Source organism: Hydrogenovibrio marinus (assembly GCF_013340845.1).
In the GTDB taxonomy this organism is placed as follows: domain Bacteria; phylum Pseudomonadota; class Gammaproteobacteria; order Thiomicrospirales; family Thiomicrospiraceae; genus Hydrogenovibrio; species Hydrogenovibrio marinus.
This window is the reverse complement of sequence record NZ_AP020335.1, coordinates 1,089,015-1,110,072: the sequence shown is the minus strand read 5'-3', so window position 1 is coordinate 1,110,072 and position 21,058 is coordinate 1,089,015. Positions and strand designations below refer to the sequence as shown.

21 protein-coding genes and 1 riboswitch are annotated in these 21,058 nt (G+C 45.6%); of the genes, 11 read left to right on the top strand and 10 right to left on the bottom strand.

Annotation, left to right across the window (positions count from 1 at the left end; genetic code table 11):
- The 3 genes from nth (at position 1) to bla (ending at position 2,215) form a co-directional block, all read left to right on the top strand.
- Positions 1-633, top strand: coding sequence for an endonuclease III (gene nth / locus HVMH_RS05275; RefSeq protein WP_029908634.1), 633 nt, complete (start codon positions 1-3; stop codon positions 631-633).
- 15 nt (positions 634-648) lie between these two features.
- The gene (locus tag HVMH_RS05270) at positions 649-1,233 is read left to right on the top strand and encodes an SAM-dependent methyltransferase (RefSeq protein WP_029908632.1); all 585 of its coding nucleotides are present in this window, start codon (positions 649-651) and stop codon (positions 1,231-1,233) included.
- Positions 1,234-1,303: 70 nt separating this feature from the next.
- Entirely contained in the window at positions 1,304-2,215 is a 912-nt protein-coding gene (bla, locus tag HVMH_RS05265) for a class A beta-lactamase (protein ID WP_051622946.1), read from the top strand.
- Between the two features lie 161 nt (positions 2,216-2,376).
- Here the strand turns inward: bla and HVMH_RS05260 are convergent, their stop codons facing one another.
- The 3 genes from HVMH_RS05260 to HVMH_RS05250 form a co-directional block, all read right to left on the bottom strand.
- Positions 2,377-2,604 carry a hypothetical protein gene (locus tag HVMH_RS05260; protein WP_029908627.1) on the bottom strand — a complete coding sequence of 76 codons (228 nt, stop codon included), beginning with the start codon at positions 2,602-2,604 and terminating at the stop codon, positions 2,377-2,379.
- Positions 2,605-2,687: 83 nt separating this feature from the next.
- Positions 2,688-3,827: a glycerate kinase gene (locus HVMH_RS05255; RefSeq protein WP_029908626.1), complete on the bottom strand. Its 1,140-nt coding sequence runs from the start codon at positions 3,825-3,827 to the stop codon at positions 2,688-2,690.
- A 68-nt stretch (positions 3,828-3,895) separates the two neighbouring features.
- Positions 3,896-4,438, bottom strand: coding sequence for a hypothetical protein (locus HVMH_RS05250; protein WP_155837641.1), 543 nt, complete (start codon positions 4,436-4,438; stop codon positions 3,896-3,898).
- A 192-nt stretch (positions 4,439-4,630) separates the two neighbouring features.
- Between HVMH_RS05250 and HVMH_RS05245 the strand changes: the two genes are divergently transcribed.
- The 6 genes from HVMH_RS05245 to HVMH_RS05220 all read left to right on the top strand — a co-directional run bounded on the left by HVMH_RS05245 (position 4,631) and on the right by HVMH_RS05220 (position 10,654).
- Positions 4,631-5,062: a DUF1841 family protein gene (locus tag HVMH_RS05245; RefSeq protein ID WP_035628791.1), complete on the top strand. Its 432-nt coding sequence runs from the start codon at positions 4,631-4,633 to the stop codon at positions 5,060-5,062.
- 18 nt (positions 5,063-5,080) lie between these two features.
- Positions 5,081-5,326 (top strand): hypothetical protein, encoded by a 246-nt coding sequence (locus tag HVMH_RS05240; protein ID WP_029908619.1) that lies wholly within the window; start codon positions 5,081-5,083, stop codon positions 5,324-5,326.
- Positions 5,327-5,462: 136 nt separating this feature from the next.
- Positions 5,463-5,680, top strand: a riboswitch (cobalamin riboswitch).
- Positions 5,681-5,823: 143 nt separating this feature from the next.
- Positions 5,824-7,665: a TonB-dependent receptor plug domain-containing protein gene (locus tag HVMH_RS05235; RefSeq protein WP_029908617.1), complete on the top strand. Its 1,842-nt coding sequence runs from the start codon at positions 5,824-5,826 to the stop codon at positions 7,663-7,665.
- A gap of 12 nt (positions 7,666-7,677) precedes the next feature.
- A complete protein-coding gene (locus HVMH_RS05230; RefSeq protein WP_232087821.1) occupies positions 7,678-9,201 on the top strand; it encodes a cobyric acid synthase in 1,524 nt (507 codons plus the stop codon).
- Positions 9,191-9,793 (top strand): cob(I)yrinic acid a,c-diamide adenosyltransferase, encoded by a 603-nt coding sequence (gene cobO / locus HVMH_RS05225; protein ID WP_029908614.1) that lies wholly within the window; start codon positions 9,191-9,193, stop codon positions 9,791-9,793. Before HVMH_RS05230 ends, cobO begins: the two co-directional genes overlap by 11 nt.
- A 12-nt stretch (positions 9,794-9,805) precedes the next feature.
- Positions 9,806-10,654, top strand: coding sequence for a cobalamin-binding protein (locus HVMH_RS05220; RefSeq protein ID WP_035628790.1), 849 nt, complete (start codon positions 9,806-9,808; stop codon positions 10,652-10,654).
- Between the two features lie 20 nt (positions 10,655-10,674).
- On the opposite strand, the gene HVMH_RS05215 is transcribed toward HVMH_RS05220, so the two are convergent.
- From HVMH_RS05215 to HVMH_RS05195, 5 genes are all read right to left on the bottom strand, one after another.
- On the bottom strand, positions 10,675-10,881 hold the full coding sequence (locus tag HVMH_RS05215) for a hypothetical protein (protein ID WP_029908610.1): 207 nt from the start codon (positions 10,879-10,881) through the stop codon (positions 10,675-10,677).
- A gap of 60 nt (positions 10,882-10,941) precedes the next feature.
- Entirely contained in the window at positions 10,942-11,706 is a 765-nt protein-coding gene (kdsB, locus tag HVMH_RS05210; protein ID WP_029908608.1) for a 3-deoxy-manno-octulosonate cytidylyltransferase, read from the bottom strand.
- A 2-nt stretch (positions 11,707-11,708) separates the two neighbouring features.
- Positions 11,709-11,918: a Trm112 family protein gene (locus HVMH_RS05205; protein WP_029908606.1), complete on the bottom strand. Its 210-nt coding sequence runs from the start codon at positions 11,916-11,918 to the stop codon at positions 11,709-11,711.
- A 72-nt stretch (positions 11,919-11,990) separates the two neighbouring features.
- Positions 11,991-13,019: a tetraacyldisaccharide 4'-kinase gene (gene lpxK / locus HVMH_RS05200; RefSeq protein ID WP_029908604.1), complete on the bottom strand. Its 1,029-nt coding sequence runs from the start codon at positions 13,017-13,019 to the stop codon at positions 11,991-11,993.
- A 66-nt stretch (positions 13,020-13,085) separates the two neighbouring features.
- Positions 13,086-15,629, bottom strand: coding sequence for a DNA internalization-related competence protein ComEC/Rec2 (locus HVMH_RS05195; protein ID WP_029908602.1), 2,544 nt, complete (start codon positions 15,627-15,629; stop codon positions 13,086-13,088).
- A gap of 24 nt (positions 15,630-15,653) precedes the next feature.
- Between HVMH_RS05195 and HVMH_RS05190 the strand changes: the two genes are divergently transcribed.
- The gene (locus tag HVMH_RS05190; protein WP_029908599.1) at positions 15,654-16,187 is read left to right on the top strand and encodes a DUF2062 domain-containing protein; all 534 of its coding nucleotides are present in this window, start codon (positions 15,654-15,656) and stop codon (positions 16,185-16,187) included.
- Positions 16,188-16,248: 61 nt separating this feature from the next.
- Here HVMH_RS05190 and HVMH_RS05185 read toward each other — a convergent pair whose 3' ends face one another.
- Positions 16,249-18,639 (bottom strand): Lon protease family protein, encoded by a 2,391-nt coding sequence (locus HVMH_RS05185; protein WP_029908597.1) that lies wholly within the window; start codon positions 18,637-18,639, stop codon positions 16,249-16,251.
- Between the two features lie 176 nt (positions 18,640-18,815).
- Entirely contained in the window at positions 18,816-20,033 is a 1,218-nt protein-coding gene (locus HVMH_RS05180) for an ammonium transporter (protein ID WP_029908595.1), read from the bottom strand.
- A gap of 94 nt (positions 20,034-20,127) precedes the next feature.
- Here HVMH_RS05180 and HVMH_RS05175 point away from each other — a divergent pair, with 94 nt between their 5' ends.
- Entirely contained in the window at positions 20,128-21,039 is a 912-nt protein-coding gene (locus HVMH_RS05175; RefSeq protein WP_029908594.1) for a 1-aminocyclopropane-1-carboxylate deaminase/D-cysteine desulfhydrase, read from the top strand.
- Positions 21,040-21,058: the final 19 nt, after the last annotated feature.

Here is a 21,058-nt window from a genome sequence, read left to right as displayed (position 1 = left end):
ATGAATAAACAAAAACGCCTAGAGATTTTTCAACGTCTCGCTGAAGCCATTCCAAACCCGGAAACCGAGCTGAACTACTCTAACCCTTTCGAGTTATTGATTGCCGTTATTTTGTCGGCGCAAGCGACCGACAAAGGCGTCAATATCGCCACTGCCAAACTCTTCCCTGTCGCCAATACGCCAGAAGCGATCTATGCACTTGGTGAAGAAGGTTTGAAAGAATACATCAAGACCATTGGCTTGTTTAACAGCAAGGCAGCAAATATCATCAAAACCTGCAAAATGCTAATAGACCTTCACGACTCCGAAATTCCACAGACGCGAGAGGCGCTTGAAGCACTACCTGGCGTCGGCAGAAAAACTGCCAATGTAGTCTTGAACACAGCTTTCGGACACCCCACTATGGCAGTGGATACCCATATTTTCCGAGTCTCAAACCGCACAAAGATTGCACCGGGGAAAAATGTGCTGGAGGTCGAAAAGAACCTGTTGAAGTTCGTACCGAAGGAATACTTGATTCCCGCACACCACCTTCTGATTTTGCATGGGCGCTATACTTGCACTGCGCGCAAACCAAGATGTGGTGCTTGCTGCATTTATGACCTGTGCGAATACAAAGACAAAACCGAATAACAAAGGAACATGACCATGTGGGATGATCGTTACGCTGTTGAAGAGTATGTTTATGGCACTGCACCCAACACCTTTCTTGCCGAACATTTCCAGCAATTACCAAAAGGCAAAGTACTCTGTTTGGCTGAAGGAGAAGGTCGCAATGCCGTTTTTCTTGCTGAACAAGGCTATGACGTCACAGCGGTAGACAACTCTGCAATCGGGCTGGAAAAAGCACAAAAACTTGCCCAACAACGTGGCGTAGAAATCGAAACCATCGTTGCCGACCTTGGTAATTTTGACCTAGGTGAATCCAAATGGGATAGCATCGTGTCCATTTTCTGCCATTTGCCACCCGCCATGCGACAAGGTGTTCATGCACAGATCCCAAATGCACTGAAACCCAACGGCGTCTTTTTATTGGAAGCCTATTGTCCGAAACAACTAGAATACAAAACCGGCGGACCACAAGTCGTCGAGATGACCGTCAGCCTAAAGAATTTAGAAAACGAAATCCAAGGTTTGGATTGCTTAATGATGCACGAAACTGAAAGAGATGTTACCGAAGGTATTTTTCACACCGGATTGGGCGCTGTCGTCCAACTGATTGCCAAACGATAAGTTGCATCTCTTTGTCCACATGGCGCCTAAATAACGACACCATGTGCTTAACCTTGCAAGAGGAAACTTTATGAAAGCATTAAAGACTGTCAAAGGAACGATAGCGTCTTCTTTCTTCACCCTATCATTATGGCTATTTATCACGACGGCTCATGCCGATAGCTTGAAAAGTGCTCAAGTAAACTTCAAGCAGCAAATCTCTGAATTAGAATCCACCTTCGGTGGCAGACTAGGTGTCGCAGTTTGGGATGCAAGCAGCGGATTTCAACTACAATACCGAGGCAATGAACGTTTTGCCATGTGCAGTACCTTCAAGTTCCTGTTAGCCGCTTCCGTTCTTGCCAAAGTAGATGCTAAAGAAGAATCCCTAAATCGGGTTGTCACCTACTCCACTTCAGACCTGCTGGATTATGCCCCCATCACTCGAAAAAACCTTCGCAATGGCGAAGGCGAAATGACCATATCACAATTACTGGCAGCCGCACTTCAATACAGCGATAACACTGCCGCTAACTTGCTGTTTGAACCTGTTCGAGGCCCTCAAGGGCTAACGACCTTTATGCGTAGTTTTGGTGATAAGGAAACCCGTGTTGATCGCATTGAACCCCACCTCAACACCAATATACCTGGTGATGAACGCGACACCACAACGCCCAACGCCATGTTGAAAAGCATGAAAAAAATCCTTCTGGGACATGTGTTGTCAGAAGCTTCAAAAAATCAACTGACACAATGGATGTTGAATAACACCACCGGTGCCAATAAGCTTCGTGCCGGTATTCCAACCTACTGGCCTGTTGGCGATAAAACCGGTTCTGGGAATAATGGTGCCATGAACGACATCGCCATCATGTGGCCGGATGCCGATGACCCGATTTTGGTGGCGGTTTATTACACTGGCAGCAAAGAACCTTTTGAAACCAAAAATCATGTGCTTGAACAGGTGGGCAGAATTATCAGCCAACAGTTTTCGCCGCACTAACTATTCCAACGAGAAAGACCCCAACCTGGTAGATTTTCGATGTAAAAACTTCTTTGCGTTTAGAAGTGCGTAGCAAACCCTAGGACGAATAGTGGTTGCTACCTATGTTCAAGAATATGCGCGCCGTTAAATTTTAACGGCAATCAAATTACGCCACCATCCTAGTAGTCTTTATTGAACTCATCGTTCAAATCATCATCCAATTCATCTTCTAACCTATTTCCCAGATTATCATCAAAATCTTCAGCGAAGTCATCTTCTTCGTCATATTCATCATCGTCTTTGTACAAATCGTCATAACTTAGACCTTCTTGATTCATAAGGTCTTCTTCGTCATCGTAGATACCTTGATCCAGCATCTTTTGATATTCATCATACATTTCACCCATCACACGACTCCTTAATGAGCTTTAATCGACTATCGTCATAAATCACTAGCAAAAAAGCGTTCAAACACTTCTCCTCTAATATTTTACTCCTGAATATTTCTAAAAGTTAGTCTGACAATGTTCTGAATAAGATTAAAAAGTAATGGTCTGGCTTCTTTGAAACAATCTTCAAGTGCCAAAGGTCTGTCGGTAATACTAAAGATAGCATCAATGCCGAGTTTATGGATATCGGCAATCGGAAAATCAATGCCGCCGACAATACCGACAACGAATACATTGTATTTTTTGGCAAGCTTTGCAACCTCAACCGGCACTTTGCCGTATTGGCTTTGCTCGTTGAACTGACCTTCTCCAGTGATGACCAAATCGAACTGATGTGTTTGAAACTGTTGTTCCAGTTGTAGCAGTTCTGAAACGATTTTAAAACCAGAATTCAACTTCCCGCCAATAAGCATTAGCCCCGCACCCATTCCACCTGCTGCGCCCGCGCCGGCAAGTTCCGCAACCTCTAACTGCAAGTCCTTCTTGACCACGCGCGCAAAGTTTCGCAATCCCTGATCCAATAATGCCACTTCTTCCGAACTTGCACCTTTTTGTGGACCAAACATATAGGCCGCGCCCGTTTCGCCATACAGTGGATTGGAAATATCGCAAGCCACCTGAACGCTAATACTGTCTAAATCCAAGCTGCTCGGTGGAACAATGCTTTCCAGAGCCAACAGACCTTCGCCATCCAAAGAGACATGTTCTTTATTAGCGTTGAGGAATTGAAAGCCCAGTGCCGACAAACACCCAATACCGGCATCGGTAGTGGCACTGCCGCCCAACCCTAGAATGAAATGCTTGGCACCTCTGGAAAGCGCATCTTGTATAAGCTGGCCTGTGCCATAGGTTGAGGTTTTCATCGCCTTACGTTGTTTGGGTTTCAATAGCGGTAGGCCTGATGCGGCGGCCATCTCGATAATGGCAGTTTGGGATTCTTGAAGATAGGCATAGTTGGCGGTAATGGCTTTGCCAACCGGGTCTTGCACTATGGCAGAAATGCGCTCGGCACCGTCAAGACTGGATAGGGTATCGACCATACCTTCACCGCCATCTGCCATCGGTTGGCTGATAACGTCGGCTTGAGGATAAACACTTTGGATGGCTTGCGTGGCAACTTCACAAAAAGTAACCGCTTCCAAACTGCCTTTGAATGAATCAGGCGCAATTAAAATCTTCATAAACGATGCCTTTGCTTACAGTTTGTCAACTGTGGTTAAACCTAAAGGACACAGCCTGTAATCAACGATCAATCGTTATGAACGCTTGGGAACCAAGTAGACTTTTCGACTTGATGGTACAGATTACGGTATTCGTCTTTCAGGTTCTTTTCCAGTCCTTTGGATCGGGCTGGTTGACAACCGCCCATCTTGGCGATGCTCTGATAGACACGATTAACGATTTTCTGTTTCACGTCTCTGGGGTCGTTGGCGTCCTTCGACATATAGTTCATCATATAGTCGTTCATGGTGATACCGAATTTGTTCAAAAACAAACGGTTCACCTTGGACTCGTTATAGGCTGCACTCACCCCTCTGCATCGTTGGTTGAAGGTGTCGTACTCAATGGCCGCAGTGACCAGTTGAGTGTGTAAAGCTTCATTGCTTAATTCTGCTTGAATCTCAGGACTGACCAGCCCAAGAGGATGACTTTCCAATATTTCTTCCGCGGTGCTTTCTTGCGAGAACGTCGGTGAGGAAAACAGCGTTAAACCGACCATGACAGCGAAGAAATAGCGCACACGAAGACTCGTATGAATTATTTTTAACGATAACCAAGGTCTTTGTAACAAGAGCTCTCTCCCAGTTTGAATGCAAGTTTACGCGTATGAATGGTTCTGTTATTTCATCATTAATAATGATTTTAGCAGTTTCAGTTCAGTTTAACAGGTTCAATGTCAGTCTGCCGCATTGCCGATTACTTTCCAACCCGGTAGCGTAATTCGTTAAAATAGCGTTAATACCCACAGAGTTACAAGATTGAAATGATTTACACAACCGAAAGAGACCGCCTACGTCAATTTTACGTGGACACTTGGCAAAAGGCACGCAACAACGAGCCTCTGGATGCGATGGAAACCCTCGTCGCCCGCGTCATCGAAATGCACCCTGAATACCATGCCATGCTGACGAACAGTAAACACCTCGGCAACAACTATTTTCCTGAGATGGGCGAAACCAATCCATTTCTTCACATGGGAATGCACTTGGGATTGCAAGAACAAGTCTCCATGGATCGCCCGGCAGGCATTCAAGACGTTTACAAGAAATTAGGCGAGCGCCTAAGAGATGTTCATGAAACTGAACATGCCATGATGGAATGTCTGGCGGAAGCCATGTGGCAAGCTCAACGCAACCAAACTGAGCCAGATGAACAAGCTTATTTGAAATGCCTACAGGCACTGCTGGAAAACTAACCCTTTAGAGGAAACATCATGCTTCAGTCCCCTTTTAAACGAGCATTGAGAAACAGCTTGTTGATTATGTTCATTGTTGGCCTAGCGGTTCATCTGCAAGGCACAACAGTTGCGGCAAGCATCATGTCCATGATCTATGCGCTGGTTATCGTTTTTCCGATTTTATGGATTACTTATCGCTACACCCATCAAATTCGTGAGAAATATGAAGCTGAGCGCCAAGCCGAAGAAAACAAACAGGACAACATTAACGAAGCGCCTTAATCCATAGCACTCTTGCCTTTAAAATCTACCAGGTTGGGTATCAAACTTATTCCCCCCAACCTGGCAGATTTTGTTCAACTCATGCCCCCAAACCTCTATTTTGCCGATTTGCCTCTTTACCCTACTGAATTCTTCGGTAGAATACACGTTTTCTGGTGCTTGCTGTCTCATAGACATGCAGTTAAACGGGAAACTCGTGCGATAACGCAAAACCACATCAAATCGAGTGCTGCCCCCGCAACGGTGATAGAAAAGACCTGACAACAACCCATTGGAGTTGCTCACTAGAGCTTCCGAGAAGGGGTTAGGAAATTGTTCTTCAGCCCGGATACCGGCCAGAAAATAGGTCTACGTTTGTAGCCGAACTTTTGAACCGATTGCGGTGGGCAATACGGAAAAAGAGATTTTTTGTGTCGTCAGGCATTACCACTCTTTTTTGTTCGGGCGCTTGTCCCGAATCCGTTGTTGCCTTCGTATAAACATTACGAAGGAATTTTATGAACCCTAACAAAATGCGCTTAGCCAAAACGCCGATTGCGTTGGCTATTTTTTCAATTTGTTCTGCCAGCTTTGCTGCAGATGACAAGAACCTTGATTCGGTTATTGTGACTGCCAATAACACGCCTCAGAACATCGGAAGCGTCACCTCAAATGTCACGGTAATTACCGCTGAAGACATTGAAAACCACCAGTACCAAACACTGCAAGATGCCATGCGACAAGTTCCAGGCTTGACCACCTACTCAAATGGCGGCTTGGGAACGGCAACCAGTCTTTTCATGCGCGGCATGGGCGGAAAGAATATTCTCGTGTTACAAAATGGCATGCAGTTGAACGACCCGACACTCACAGACGGTACCACCAACTTTGCCAATATCATGTTAGATGACGTTGAGCGAATCGAGATTATCAAAGGTCCGCAATCCGGTGTTTGGGGTGCAAACGCCTCCGCCGGCGTCATCAACATCATCACCAAAAAAGGTGGCAAGCGCGCAAATGCAAATCTGGAGTTTGGTAGCAACAACCAGAAAAAATTGGCTGCCAGCTTGGGCGCAGCTAATGAAAAAGCCGATTTCGCATTAAACTTCAGCGACTTATCAAGTGATGGTTTTACCTCGATCAAAAAATACAAAACATCCGGTAAAGGTGATGAAAAAGACCCTTTTGCACAGCAGGAAGCCTCTTTCCGTTTAGGCATTAACTTTGCAAAACAACAGCGTTTGGAAACCTTTATCAAGCATAGCAACGGTGATTCTGAGTCGGATTACAGTACACCGAATACTTCTTCACACAGCACTTTTGAAAGCACGTTGAGACAGCTACGTTATTTGGCAACCTTCGGTAAAGTTGACACGCAACTTTATGCACAAGATTCCCACATTCGTAGAGAGTACCCTGCTTATTCTTCTGTTTACGAAGGTAAAGTGAATCAGTTTGGCGCACAGGCGGACTGGCATTATGCCGACAAACAACAAGCGAGTTTCGCGGTAGCTTCAAAACAGCTTGAAGATATTAAAAACAACAACAGCTATTACAACCGTTCCGCCGCAGTGAACAACACCAACCAATTGTTTGGTGAGAAATGGGTGATTACCGAAGCGCTTCGATACGATGAGTACAATCGTTTCGACAATAAGACGACGGGAAAAATCGGTACCAAATATCATTTCATCCCAGAAGTTTTCATCAGCGCTAACTATGGTACGGGCTACAATGCGCCATCACTCTACCAGTTGACCAATTTATCGACACAAACCACGCAACTGACACCTGAGTCCTCGACAGGTTATGATGCGACCTTGGGTATTTACGGCTTGGAGCTGACCTACTTCAATAACGAAATCAAAGATGAATTGGTAACAGATGGCAGCTACAAGTACTACAACCAGAAAGGCACCTCTAAGTACCAAGGCTTTGAAGCCAACTACAAACGAACACTGGATGCAATTGACAGTGATCTGTCACTGAACTTTACACAACAGACAGCAAAAGACAACGCTGGTAAGTGGCTGGCGCGCCGTCCTGAACAACAAGCAGGCTTAGGCTTTGATTACTATGGTTTAAGTCGTACGCATTTTGGTATCCAGACAAAATATGTTGGCAACCTGTATGACAAGGCGGATAAAAAAGGCGCGAATATCGGTAACTACAGCACCACAGATTTGGTCGCAGACTACCAATTCAACCCGCATGTCTCCATTTACGGTAAAGTACAAAATCTATTTAATGAAGACTACACACCGGCGGTTGTCAGCTACGAAAGCGATGGTGTCACGCCAAAGTATGTCTACAACAATGGCGGCACGCTTTTGTTCGTTGGCGTGCGAGGCAAACTGTAAATCGCAGAAGTTATGATGACGACAAACACTTCCTCCCAAAGCCCCAACCCTTCCCACTGTTTGATGGTGCAGGGTTGTACGTCTGACGCGGGAAAAAGTACGTTAGTCGCCGGACTTTGCCGCGTCCTGGCGCGGCAAGGTTTATCGGTTGCGCCCTTCAAGCCACAAAACATGGCTTTGAACAGCGCAGTCACAGAAGATGGCGGGGAAATCGGCCGTGCACAAGCACTACAGGCTTTTGCCGCCGGCGTGCCTACCAGCGTACACATGAACCCCGTTCTTCTTAAACCCAATTCCGATGTCGGTGCTCAGGTCATTATTCAAGGCAAGAGCATCGGCAACTATAACGCACTGAATTATCACGAATATAAACCCACTGCGGCCAATGCCGTGTTGGACTCCTTTGCCTGGTTACGCCATCGCTTCAGTTACATTGTTGCCGAAGGTGCCGGCAGTCCTGCCGAAGTCAATTTGCGCGAAGGCGACATTGCCAATATGGGGTTTGCCGAGTCCATCGACTGTCCGGTCATTCTAGTAGCAGACATCGACAAAGGCGGGGTATTTGCCCATATTGTCGGTACACTCGCCTGCCTATCTGACTCTGAACAAAACCGCATCAAAGGATTTGTTATCAACAAATTCCGTGGCGACTTAGCGCTATTGAAAGATGGCTTGGATTGGCTGGAAGCCGGAACAGGTAAACCAGTTTTAGGCGTGGTGCCCTATCTGCATGGTTTGTTTTTGGATGCGGAAGATGCCGTTGACTTTCAACAAACTGAAAAGCCTCAAACCACTCTCAGAGTCATAGCCCCGCTGTTACCGCATATCAGCAACCACACCGACTTTGCGCCTTTACAATACCACCCGGATATCCACTTTCAATGGGTTAAGCATAATGAAGCCATTCCGCCCGCTGATTTAATCATCTTGCCGGGAAGTAAGAATGTCGCATTCGATCTGCAATGGTTAAAAACTCAGGGATGGGAAACCCATTTGAACCATCACCTACGTTATGGCGGTAAGCTGATAGGCATTTGCGGTGGTCTACAGATGTTAGGACAAGCCATTCATGATTCTTACGGCATTGAATCTGAAAGTGGCGACAGCCAATCCGGGTTGGGGCTATTAGACTATGAAACAACGCTCATGCCGAAAAAGACCCTGAAAAATAGAACAGGCCACTTCATATCGGATGAAACAACGAAAGTTGTCGGCTATGAAATTCATTGCGGTCAAACCAACTTATCCGAACTCACTCCGGCCATCACTCTGGAAGACGGCAGTGTTGAAGGTGGTTTCAGTCAAGACAACCAAATTTTCGTCACCTATTTACATGGCGTGTTCGATCAATCATCCGCTATCCAATTTTTGATGAACTGGGTGACGGAATCAGACAATACTCCTGTGGCAACACAACCCGAACTTGACGCCGACCAACAGCGCCACGCACAATTAGAAGTATTGGCCAATACCTTGGAGGGTTGTTTGGATATGGACAAGTTATTAAATATACTGGGAGTACAAAGTGACCGATAAGAAAAATGCCTATCATAAAGTCCGTATGGAACGAAAAAAGACTCAGATTGATGCTTCCATCGCCAAAGCCAACATCGAAAAAGGAATTTTATTGGTCATCACCGGCAATGGTAAAGGTAAGTCGACTTCTGCATTCGGCATGGTAGCCCGAGCACTGGGTCATGACTTGAAAGTTGGCGTATGCCAGTTCATCAAAAGTCGTACTGATACCGGTGAAGAAGCCTTTTTCAGCGCCCAACCAAACTGTGAATGGCATGTGCTGGGTGATGGCTTCACTTGGGATACTCAAAACCGTGAACAGGATATCGCCACATCAGAACGCGGGTGGCAAATTGCAGAAAAAATGTTGTCAGACCCGTCCTATGACTTGGTGGTTCTTGATGAGCTGACTTATCTACTGAGCTATGATTATATTGACAAGCAACGGGTACTCAGCGCACTACAAGCCCGTCCTGAGATGCAACATGTAGTGGTTACCGGTCGTTCAGCCGCCGCCGAGCTAAAAGAGATTGCCGATACAGTTTCAGAAATACAGGAAGTCAAGCATGCCTATAAAAGCGGTGTCAAAGCGCAAATCGGCGTAGATTTCTGAGAAGGCAACGTCATGATCCTGTCTCGCCTGCCCGCCTTTTTGCTTTGCCTGTTATTGGTGATTTCCCCTCTTTCACAGGCCGGAAGTTTTAGAATTGTTTCGCTGTCCCCTCATCTGACCGAAATGGTCTTTTCCGCTGGCGCAGGTAAATATCTGGTCGGTGTTGACCGCTATTCAAATTATCCGACTTCAACAACTAAACTACCAAAGGTCGGCGATGCCTTTCACTTGAATTTCGAACAGATAGTCGCCTTAAAACCCAACTTGATTCTGGTTTGGCAATCTTCCATCAAACCACAAGATTTACAACGGCTTCGGGATTTAGGCTTGCGTGTTTTTGTGTCCAATATCCAGACACTCAATGACATCCCCAATGAAATCGAAGAAATCGGTCGCAGAGCGGGTACACAACGCCATGCTTTTTCGACTGCGGAAGAATTGAGACATCGCTTGACGTTTTTAAGACTGCAATACGCCTCAAAGAGACCCATTTCTGTGTTTTATGAAGTGTGGAATCAACCCCTTACCACCATCAATGGACAACAGTTCATTAGCCAGGGTCTGGCTCTATGCGGGGCACAAAATGTGTTTGCAGACCTGACACCCTTAGCGCCACAGATCAGTCGGGAGAGCGTCTTGCTGAAAAACCCTCAAGTGATTTTACTGGGCGGTGCCAAAGACAAACAGCCTTCATGGCGCCGTAATTGGCAAGCTTTCCCAATGCTACAGGCTGTTCAGCAACGTCAAATCATTGGGGTCAATAGCGATTTATACCAACGCCCGACGCAACGCTTTATTGAAGCCCTGCCTGAGCTGTGCAACCAAATAAATATTGCGAGAAAAGCCTATTCCCAAAAATAGACACTTGTCCGTTTAGGTATTTAGGACATATTCCAGAAATGGATAATGAGATATAGCGCGTAAATTGACAGCAAAACAATACTGAAAACCGTAATCGGTCTTAGCCCTTTCTGTTCAATAACAATGCCTTGCTGGCGTAATTTTCTTTGATGGAAATAGCGTTTGATCATCCAATAGCCAAACGCAATCAAACCAATTAGTGTTAAGAAATTTAGAAGTTTAGACATGAAATATTTTGTGTTTAAAATCTGCCAGGTTGGGGCATTTCCGTTATTCGAGTTTAAAGGTTATGCCTTTTCTGACATTAGTCGACGAACCTTATCCAGGTCTTTTTGAGTGTCCACACCAATACCGGCATCGCAAAGCGCGTCCAACACCAAAATTGATTCACCATGCCATAAAACACGCAACTGCTCCAAACGCTCTACATGCTCCAAGGCGCACTCCGGCCAGGCAACATAACGTTTAACGAACCCTGCACGATAGGCATACAAACCAATATGACGCTTATAATCCCAGTTCTCAGGTAAGGTTGGCGGCTCATTGGAAAAAGTATCTCTCGACCAAGGCATTGGCGCACGCGTGAAGTTCAACGCGAAGTTCTTTTGGTTACGAATCACTTTCACCGCATGAGGGTCGAAAACCGTTTCAACATCATCAATCGGCTCACAGAGCGTCGCCATTTGTACGCTTTCATGGGTAGACAGCCCATCTGCAACTTGGACGATTAATTCAGGCGGCAACATCGGTTCATCGCCCTGAACATTGACGATAATGTCATCATCAAAAAAGCCTAGCTTTTCGACCACTTCGGCAATACGTTCTGTACCGGACTGATGGCTCATGGAAGTCATGCAAACTTCTGCGCCAAAGGCTTCACATGCTTGCTTAACGGCTTCGGATTCTGTGGCGATGATAATACGCTCTGCACCAGATAATTTGGCTTGCTGCCAAGTCCATTGAATCATCGGTTTACCGCAGATGTCCATCAGAGGTTTGCCGCATAGGCGACTGGACTCATAACGAGCGGGAATAATGACAACAAACCCCATACTTAAGCGTGTTGCCCTTTTTGTTTACGATAGGCTTCCACTTCTTCCGGCACGAGTTCGCGGGCTTCGTTTTCAAGCATAATCGGAATACCGTCACGAACAGGATAAGCCAGATTAGCCGCAGTGGAAATCAGCTCTTGCTTGTCTTTATCAAACAACAGAGAGGTTTTGGTGACTGGACAGACCAGAATGTCCAAAAGTTTTGGATCCATGAAATCAACTCTTCCTTAGTTCGCTTATATTCGTTTTGTATTCTTTGCGTTTTTGCCCGTCTTGAAACCGGTTCAAAGACGACGTAATTTTTTGATGATTTGCTCGGCAAAAGGCTGACTGCACTGAGGCTTGATTTCCAAGTACCACCAATCATCTTCAGCAAATGCCACACATTTTACCGCATCTTTCTCAGTCATCAGTAACGGAATTGCTTCCTTTTGCTGTTTTAGCCACGAAAAATCTTTTGGTTGGTACGCCTGATGATCGGCAAAATCCCGAGACTCTACAATCGCCCCTAAGCGATTCAAAGCACGGTAAAAACGTGCCGGATTGCCTATCCCTGCAATAGCATTGACCGCTTGGTTTTTGAACGCTTCAAGTGACAAGGTTTTTTCCGGGTGCTTCACATTACGAAAACAAACTGGCGTCAAACGCATAATTTCAATGGTGTCGGCAATCGCTAAAGGATAGCGCAATGTGCCATTACTGACGATGAAATCCACTGTCTTAAGACGACGTTTAGATTCACGCAAAGGGCCTGATGGCAAACACATGCCATTCCCCAACCCTCTTTCGCCATCGACCATTACGATTTCCATATCACGCGCCATCGCATAATGCTGTAGACCGTCATCCGAAATAATCACATCGAGATGACCGCCTAGTGCCTTGACGTTTTGTTCAAGATATCGAATCGCTTCCACTCTGTTCGGTGACACCGCCATCGGTACTTTCGCCTGCTTGACGAGCATCACTGGTTCGTCGCCCACCCATTTCGGATCAGAATCCGGCGTAACCATTTGCGGCCAGGTTTTGGCTTTACCGCCATAGCCTCGACTCACGATTCCACAACTAAAACCTTGTTGCTGCAATTGCTCAACCAGCCACATGATAAAAGGCGTTTTACCGGAACCGCCCACGACGATGTTACCGACAACGATGACCTTCGCCTCAGTGACTTTTGGTGGATGCTGTGTTTCAAATGCTTGGAGACGGCGACGCGCCACACGGCAAACCAACCGGGAAATCGGCAACAGCAAACGGCTTTGCCAAGCAATGTGATTGTGATCGGCTCTCAGCCAGAAACTCGGCCAACTCATAAGATCCTCGGCGGTATGTAGTCATAAGGGAAAACGAAAAGATAGTAAAGCTTAATCGGTTGGCGATTATGGCGCTTTACATTGGTGATGATACCAAGTTTTATGGTCAATGCGTTGACGATTTTCGACTTGAAATTCATTTGGTGTCATTTTTAAGGTTATGGCGCCATTGCATGCCGTATTGAGCATGGCAATTCCCAATTTATTTATCCGCTCGACAACCGGTTTATTCGGAAAATGATAGCGATTCAAATACCCTGCTGAAAACAGTACCAACTTGGGTTGCACGGTTCCTAGCCAAACCAAGGATGTTGCCGTATGGCTGCCATGGTGACCAGCAACCAGCACCTCGGATTTCAACGCCATCTTTCCCTGCTTCCGATAGCGTTCAATCAAGTGCTGCTCAATCGTTTTTGAAGCATCTCCCATCACCATCATCGCTGTCTTGCCGGTTGAAACCCGTAACACGCAAGACGCATCATTATCATCAGGCGCGACTGCGCCCTTTTGCGGCGATAAAACGTCAAAATGAACTTGATCAAATATCCAGGATTGCCCCGCAAAACATGGCATGAATTGAGTCTTAATAGCTTCTTTTTGTAGCCTTCCATTTAATTTTTTTGGCTGCCCTAAAATGGCATGATCCACCTCTACGTTTTGCAATAGCGTTTGTGTTCCTCCTGCGTGATCCATGTCGGAATGGCTCACCACCAGTAAATCAACGCTGTTACGTTTTTCATGGGAGAGATAAGGCAATAGTGCCATACTGGCACCATCCAATGCTTCACTGAATTTAGGTCCGGTATCGTAAACTAACGTATGGTGACGCGTTTCAAACATCATGGCTTGCCCTTGTCCAACATCCAACAACGTCACTTTGACTTCTCCCGGCAACAATTCACTCTTGAATTGGCTGTAACCAACAGACACTAAAAAGAACAGAGCAATCATCATGACCGCACCAAGCCATCGATAAGATTCTCTCCAAGGGTATGTCTTTCCTTTAGAGCTGAACTCAGTTGGCCACTTAGTTGAAACCCAAAGCGCCAATCCAGCATAAAGACAAATCAGTGCAATCGGCGAGATAGCTCCCGGCATCCAATAAATTACGGCATGTTGGCCTAGCTTCAATATCTCGTTCAACCCCCACCAAAGCCATTGCCATAGTTCGTTATTCATTTCCATGACAAACTCGGCAACTCCGGGTAGCCATGCGCCAAACAACAGAATAAAAACCGCCGACAACATCAACAATGGTAGCGCCACCAGTGTGACTACTGGAACAGCTACTAAGTTAGCGAGAACACCAATGGTAGGCACTTGACCATAGAACAACGTCAATATTGGCGCCATCCCTAAAGTCAGTGCGAGTTGCAACAGTAAAAACTGCTGCCATGTCGCGCGTCCCTGAAAACCGGGAGAAGCGATAACCGCATAGATGATGGCGACGGCAATAAAAGACAGCCAAAACCCTTGGCTGAGTACTGCTCTTGAATCCGGTAACGTGATGAAAAATGCCGCCAGTGCCAGTGCCGCCCACACTTGGAAACGACGGCGAAACACGATGAAAATCAAGAGGATGAATACCATCAACCCTGCTCTCACCGTGGGTATGGCAAACCCGGCAAGTGCGATATACATAAATGCAAAACCACTGGCGCCAAGGCTTCCCCAAACCACTTTAGGCGTACGTGAAATACTCTGTCTTAAGGCGGACAGTGGCAAATACAAAACGAGCCATTTCCAAATTGATGCAAACAACCAAAATCCGATTGCTGCCATAATGCCGATATGCAATCCGGAAATCGCCATGAGATGGACAGTACCGGTTTGCCTGAAAACTTGCCATTGCGGTGCGGTAATCAGGGATTTATCGCCATAGAGCAATGCCCCGAAAACACCACCAAACGCACTATGTTGAAACCAAGGATTAAGTCTTTGCCAAATCCACTGCTGCAAGCTGAAGTTAGATGGCGGTGCCAACCGCTGTGCGGTAGCGAAGGTTCTCGCATTCAGTACATAACCAACCGCTTGAACATGCTGTTGGAATAAATAGGTTTCGTAATCAAACGCACCGGGGTTCAAGCTGAAATGATTTGGCTTGAGTTTGATATAAAAGCGCCACTTCTCGCCGGATTTCGGCAATGATGTCAGGCTGCTGGCAGTTTTATTAAAATACCAAGACAGCCGGATTCTGGATGAAAAAATCTGCCAGGTTGGGGGTAATGACAGCTGATTAATGCGAGACAGTTTCAAGGTGAATTGGACTTTTTTCTGACCGAAATCGGTTTGTTTTTCAGTGGACAAACCGACAATCTCGCCTTCCACCCAAACCTTCTGGTTAAACGCCGTTTCAGGGATTTTTATGGATGTATTTTCGACATAAAAGCTCAACAAAAATGCAATAAGTGCGCCGAAAATAAGCTGTATAATAATTTGGTTGAGCTTGGTAAAGAAAGAATACCGAGGCATTGAAAAACGCAATGCGCCAACAAATAACAATAGGGAAAGCGAGAACAAGCCCACGGTAACGCTTGTCCATGGCGGTTGAGACAGATGATAAATGCCGACTAATGCGCTGATAAACCCTAAAACAAAATAACGAAACATAAAAATTTTAGTAACTCGACCGCTATGCCGAAAAAACTCATCAAAAAATACGCGCCCAACCCTGAAAAAATTCGCCAAATAAAAGGCATTGGCTTTCTCGCCAAATGGATAGCAAACCCGAATTTATGGCACGTTCATCGTCATAATACGGCAAAAGCCTTTGCAAGTGGCTTATTTTGGATGTCGATTCCGATTCCCTCTCAGATGCTGACATCAGCCATCACCGCGATTATTTTCAGAGCAAACCTGCCGATCAGTGTCGCTTTGGTGTGGATTAGCAATCCTTTGACCATGCCGCCGATTTTCTATTTCAACTACTTGGTGGGAACATGGATTCTAGGAGATAAAGCACAGTCTTCGGAAGCTTTTGACTTGTCATTTGATGGTATATTGCATACCTTGGATCAGATTTGGTTACCGTTGTATTTGGGCAGTACGGTCGTCGGTGTTACGTTGGCTGTTTTCAGCTACTTCGGCATCCACATTTTCTGGCGTTGGCATGTCGCCAAATCATGGAAAATCCGTCGTCAGGAACGTCGCAAAAACCAGGAACAATAAAATTAGTGACCAAACCCTCTAGTCGGGTTATGGTCGAGTTTGACCTGCTTTAAATCAACGCTTAATCATCATGACTTTCGTCATGCTTTTCGTTCATTTTTTCCAGCGCTTTAATCACTCTATCGTTAACGCTGCCTTCCGGGAACTCACCCTTATCGTTGACTTTGCCAACAGGCATATCGGTAAACAAACCTAGCGCATCATCAATATGGCTCATCGCGTAAATATGGAATTGACCTGACTCCACCGCTTCACGCACTTCTGCGTTCAACATCAGGTGTTTGGTATTGGCTTCAGGAACAACCGCTCCCTGGGTTCCTGTCAGACCACGAGCCTTACAGACCTTGAAGAAGCCTTCGATTTTCTCATTCACGCCACCAATGGGTTGAATTTCACCAAACTGGTTTACCGACCCGGTAATCGCCAAATCCTGACGTAATGGGGTTTGAGAAATCGATGAAATCAATGCCAACAATTCTGCAGAAGAAGCACTATCCCCTTCAACGCCATCATAAGTTTGTTCCATAACGATAGAAGCACTAAAGCCCCACGCCTTGAACTTCATATAACGACCACGTAAATAGCCGGACAATATCAACATCCCTTTAGAATGGATGGGGCCTGCCATTTCAACTTCACGTTCAATATCCACCACCCCTTCATCACCTGATGAAGCCTGAGCGGTAATACGGACTGGCTGACCGAAAGATTGGCGTCCAACTGTCAATACCGTCAAACCATTAACCTGCCCAACATGCGAGCCTGTAACAGAAATTAACACCTGCTCTTCGATAATCGCTCGGTGGAAATAATCTTCCATCAACCCGGTATGGAAATCTCGTTGCAGAATCGTTGCTTCGATCGTACTTCTGGTGATTTCGGTTTCGTCATTTGCTCTGGCAAAAGCGTTTGCTTCGGCAAGCACATCACGTAAAATCGCTTTGTTGGTGTAAAGGCGGCTTTCCGACTCTGCCAGACGTGAAGCGTATTCAATCAATCTTTCATAAGCAGAAACAGAGACAGGTAAGTCATCCCAATCCTTGATTTCGTTTTCTAGCTGTTTCGCCAGCACCAATTCATGTTCTTCAGTACGTTCCAGCTCAACTTCAAACTCGACCTGCACCTTAAACAAACGACTGAATTGACTGTCGATTTCCTGTAATGCGTAGAAATGAATTGCACGCCCCAACAGAACCAAAGTGACATTCAAAGGATAATCCGGCAAATGGTAAGGCACTACACTGCTTGAAGACGGAATTTCAAACGTCAGTTTCTTACTCAATAATGCGGCTTTCAAGTTCGACCAGATTTCAGGGTCTTTCAGCAGAGATTCAACATTCAACAACAAGAAACCGCCATTCGCTTTTTGTAACAACCCGGCTTGATGGTTCATTGCCAACGTTAGGGTATCCGTTGCATTGGCACTGGCTGAATTGATGGTATAACCGAACAGTTTCGGCATACTGGCATTTTGTTCGTAAATAATCGGCGCATGCTTCAGACCGCTATGATCGACCAATAAATTCACTTCAAAAATCGAAAAACCGTGCTGTTCTGCCAACAGGTCTTCCATGGAATTCTGTGTGGTGCTGGTGACACTTTCACCGGACTGATCCCAAAACAGATGTAACTTGGAAATCACCGCATCTTTCAATGATTCCAAATATTGTTTTACAGAATCATTTTCTCCAAACTCCATCTTCAAAGCATCAGTCAATGGTGCCAGATGGTCGTTGGCAAAACGAGTGTTCAGCTTCTTACCAGCATCCATATATTCATGCTGCAAGAATGGGAAACGGGTCAAGCCTTTATTCAACTCTTCCTCAACTTGATCCAACGCTTCAAGAAAATGTTTTTGCAAAGGTTCTTCCAAATTCTTCAATTCGGACATACGCAATCGTTCGCCATCGACTACCGCCAACAAAACAAAGTTATTTTCAGTTTGCTGAATCTCAATACTCAACGACTCCGCTAACTCGAATGCCGGCGTCAACGCAGCTTCTTGCTTTTGTGCAAGATCATTTTCCAACTGCTGGTTTTTCAGCTGGTAGACATGCCCATCAAACACGACCGGCAACTGCGTTTTCAACTGCGTAATAAACTCTTCCATGGCCGCTTTAAAAGCATGCCCGTGTCCAGCCTTAAAATAAAGATACTGTGTCTTGTTAGACTCACTGAAATCGGACACCAAAACGACATCCTGCGGAATATCTCTTCTGGCGGCGGCATCACGTAACACGGATTTGGTCATGCCGATACGACCAACGCCAGGTTCCCCCATAATGAAAATATGATTCTGATTACGTTTGAGGTGCAACCCAAAATTTAGAGATTGATAGGCACGAGGATGAAAGCGTTTCATGAACGCATTGACATTCGTCTCTTGTTCTTCAAATTTTTCAGGGTTGATAGTGGTAAAACGGTAGAGTTGATCAGCAGAAAGTTTGCGCATAGTCGTCGATGAGTCAGTTTATATTCTATAAATATCCAAGCCGGATACAAGAATAGCACAAAAAAACCCGCTTGGATAAAGCGGGTTGTTTTTAATTAAAATAACTTAGATTGTGTTTGTTTCAGCCGATGAATAAACCGGCAAAACGATTCAAATAAAATCAATAAGTTACTGAATCAATACTCATCTCTCGGTGGATTCGCATGGATTTTGTGAATCGTCAAATCCGCACCTTGATGTTCTTCTTCTTCTGATAGACGAATGCCAAAGAACACATCAATTAACTTGTAAACGATGTATCCGCCAATCAAAGCAACGGCAACCCCCATCAAAGTTCCAATAAGCTGAGACATAAAAGATACGCCACCTAGACCACCAAGGGCCGTGCCTCCGAAGATACCAGCGGCAATTGCACCCCAAACACCACATAAACCGTGTAGCGGCCAAACCCCAAGAACATCATCAACTTTCAAAGTTTTTTGCGTCCAGACAAATGCCTTAACGAACAAAGCACCGGCAACCAAACCGATAACCAATGCGCCTAATGGACTCACCACATCAGAACCAGCACAAATCGCTACCAAACCAGCAAGTGGTCCGTTATGCACGAAACCTGGATCTTTGTCGCTCATGAATGTCGCAGCCAGGATTCCCCCGACCATCGCCATCAATGAGTTCATGGCAACCAAACCTTGAATGCCCGTGATTTGCTGTGCAGACATCACGTTGAACCCAAACCAACCAACGGTCAGAATCCATGCACCCAACGCCAGAAATGGAATGCTTGACGGTGGATACACTTGCTTAATGTTGCCATCTTTACCATAACGGCCACGTCTAGCACCCAGAACCATAATGGCTGTCAATGCAATCCAACCACCAACGGCGTGAACGACAATCGAACCTGCAAAATCATGAAAAGGTGCGCCATAGTTTGTTTTCAGCCAATCCTGGATACCGTAGTTACCGTTCCAAGCAATCCCTTCAAAAAACGGGTAAACAAAAGCGACGATAAAGAAGGTAGACAATAGAATCGGGTAAAACTTCGCACGCTCTGCAATACCACCGGAAACGATGGCTGGAATCGCCGCAGCAAACGTCATCAAGAAAAAGAATTTAACCAATTCATAACCGGACTTTTCCGTCATCGCCTTGGCAAGCTGTCCATCCAAGTTGAAGCCTAAGAAAACCCCATAAGCAACGCCATAACCGATAAAGAAGTAAGCAACGGTCGACACGCCTAAATCCGACATGATTTTGACCAGAGCATTGACTTGGTTTTTGTGTTGTACCGTTCCCACTTCCAAAAAAGCAAAACCGGCATGCATGAACAGGACTAAAATAGCCCCTAAAAGGATAAATAAGACATCTAAGCTGGTGGTTAAATGTTCCACGCGAACTCCTCGTTGAATCGAATAGAATTTTATAAAAACGTGAATTTTACCAACTCTGTCGCGTTAAGGGTCAAATTTGTCTCAGAAAAAACTAATGCACCATCAAACTGTTTTATCCAGACTCGATCATCCACGTTTTTCCGATAAGGGAATTGACGTTTGGATAAAGCGGGATGATTTGAACCACCCTACCATTCAAGGCAATAAATGGCACAAGCTGAAGCTAAATCTTCAGCAAGCGCGACTTGAGGGGAAAACAACACTGGTCACTTTTGGCGGCGCTTACTCAAACCACATTGCCGCAGTAGCCGCCGCCGGAAAAAATTTAGGATTTGAAACCCATGGTTATATTCGCGGCGAAGAGTTACGAGATACTCCGAATAAATGGAGTCTCACTCTCACTGAAGCTGCCCGTAAAGGCATGCTGCTACACTTTATTTCCCGTAGCGATTACCGGCTAAAACAATCTCCTGAGTTTTTATCGACCCTCAATACTTGCCACCCAAATGCCTACATCCTGCCGGAAGGCGGCACCAATGAACTTGCCATCCTCGGATTCAAAGAGATTTGTAAAGACCTTGAAACTCAATGTCCCGAGTGGACGCACCTCTATACGGCTGTCGGCACGGGAGGAACTCTTGCTGGGTTCATTACCAATACACAATATCAAGCTAACAGACAATTACTTGGTGTATCGACATTGAAGGATTCCAATTATCTGATTGAAGACATTTCCACTTGGGTTGAGAAGGCTTCGAATCACCAGACAAACGCCTGGAAACTTTTACAAGATTACCATGGCAATGGTTATGCAAAATCATCTCAAGACATGGAAGATACGGAAACCTGGTTTGAAGAGAACTTTGGCATCCTGCTTGATCCGATTTATACCCGAAAGCTGATTTTCGCCTTTCTTGCTGAATTGGATAAAAATCATATTCCTTCGGGATCAAAAGTCATTTTGTACCATTCCGGTGGACTACAAGGCAGAAAAACAAAGCATTAACCCTAGAGCACCCAGCCTC

Excerpts from the sequence above, each read along its gene's own strand:
- HVMH_RS05235 (WP_029908617.1), top strand. The coding sequence starts at position 5,824 with ATGAACCCTAACAAAATGCGCTTAGCCAAAACGCCGATTGCGTTGGCT.
- HVMH_RS05240 (WP_029908619.1), top strand. The coding sequence starts at position 5,081 with ATGCTTCAGTCCCCTTTTAAACGAGCATTGAGAAACAGCTTGTTGATT.
- HVMH_RS05255 (WP_029908626.1), bottom strand. The coding sequence starts at position 3,827 with ATGAAGATTTTAATTGCGCCTGATTCATTCAAAGGCAGTTTGGAAGCG.
- HVMH_RS05205 (WP_029908606.1), bottom strand. The coding sequence starts at position 11,918 with ATGGATCCAAAACTTTTGGACATTCTGGTCTGTCCAGTCACCAAAACC.
- HVMH_RS05220 (WP_035628790.1), top strand. The coding sequence starts at position 9,806 with ATGATCCTGTCTCGCCTGCCCGCCTTTTTGCTTTGCCTGTTATTGGTG.
- HVMH_RS05215 (WP_029908610.1), bottom strand. The coding sequence starts at position 10,881 with ATGTCTAAACTTCTAAATTTCTTAACACTAATTGGTTTGATTGCGTTT.
- HVMH_RS05190 (WP_029908599.1), top strand. The coding sequence starts at position 15,654 with ATGCCGAAAAAACTCATCAAAAAATACGCGCCCAACCCTGAAAAAATT.
- HVMH_RS05175 (WP_029908594.1), top strand. The coding sequence starts at position 20,128 with ATGCACCATCAAACTGTTTTATCCAGACTCGATCATCCACGTTTTTCC.
- nth (WP_029908634.1), top strand. The coding sequence starts at position 1 with ATGAATAAACAAAAACGCCTAGAGATTTTTCAACGTCTCGCTGAAGCC.
- HVMH_RS05260 (WP_029908627.1), bottom strand. The coding sequence starts at position 2,604 with ATGGGTGAAATGTATGATGAATATCAAAAGATGCTGGATCAAGGTATC.
- HVMH_RS05195 (WP_029908602.1), bottom strand. The coding sequence starts at position 15,629 with ATGTTTCGTTATTTTGTTTTAGGGTTTATCAGCGCATTAGTCGGCATT.
- kdsB (WP_029908608.1), bottom strand. The coding sequence starts at position 11,706 with ATGGGGTTTGTTGTCATTATTCCCGCTCGTTATGAGTCCAGTCGCCTA.
- HVMH_RS05245 (WP_035628791.1), top strand. The coding sequence starts at position 4,631 with ATGATTTACACAACCGAAAGAGACCGCCTACGTCAATTTTACGTGGAC.
- HVMH_RS05270 (WP_029908632.1), top strand. The coding sequence starts at position 649 with ATGTGGGATGATCGTTACGCTGTTGAAGAGTATGTTTATGGCACTGCA.
- bla (WP_051622946.1), top strand. The coding sequence starts at position 1,304 with ATGAAAGCATTAAAGACTGTCAAAGGAACGATAGCGTCTTCTTTCTTC.
- lpxK (WP_029908604.1), bottom strand. The coding sequence starts at position 13,019 with ATGAGTTGGCCGAGTTTCTGGCTGAGAGCCGATCACAATCACATTGCT.
- HVMH_RS05230 (WP_232087821.1), top strand. The coding sequence starts at position 7,678 with ATGATGACGACAAACACTTCCTCCCAAAGCCCCAACCCTTCCCACTGT.
- HVMH_RS05185 (WP_029908597.1), bottom strand. The coding sequence starts at position 18,639 with ATGCGCAAACTTTCTGCTGATCAACTCTACCGTTTTACCACTATCAAC.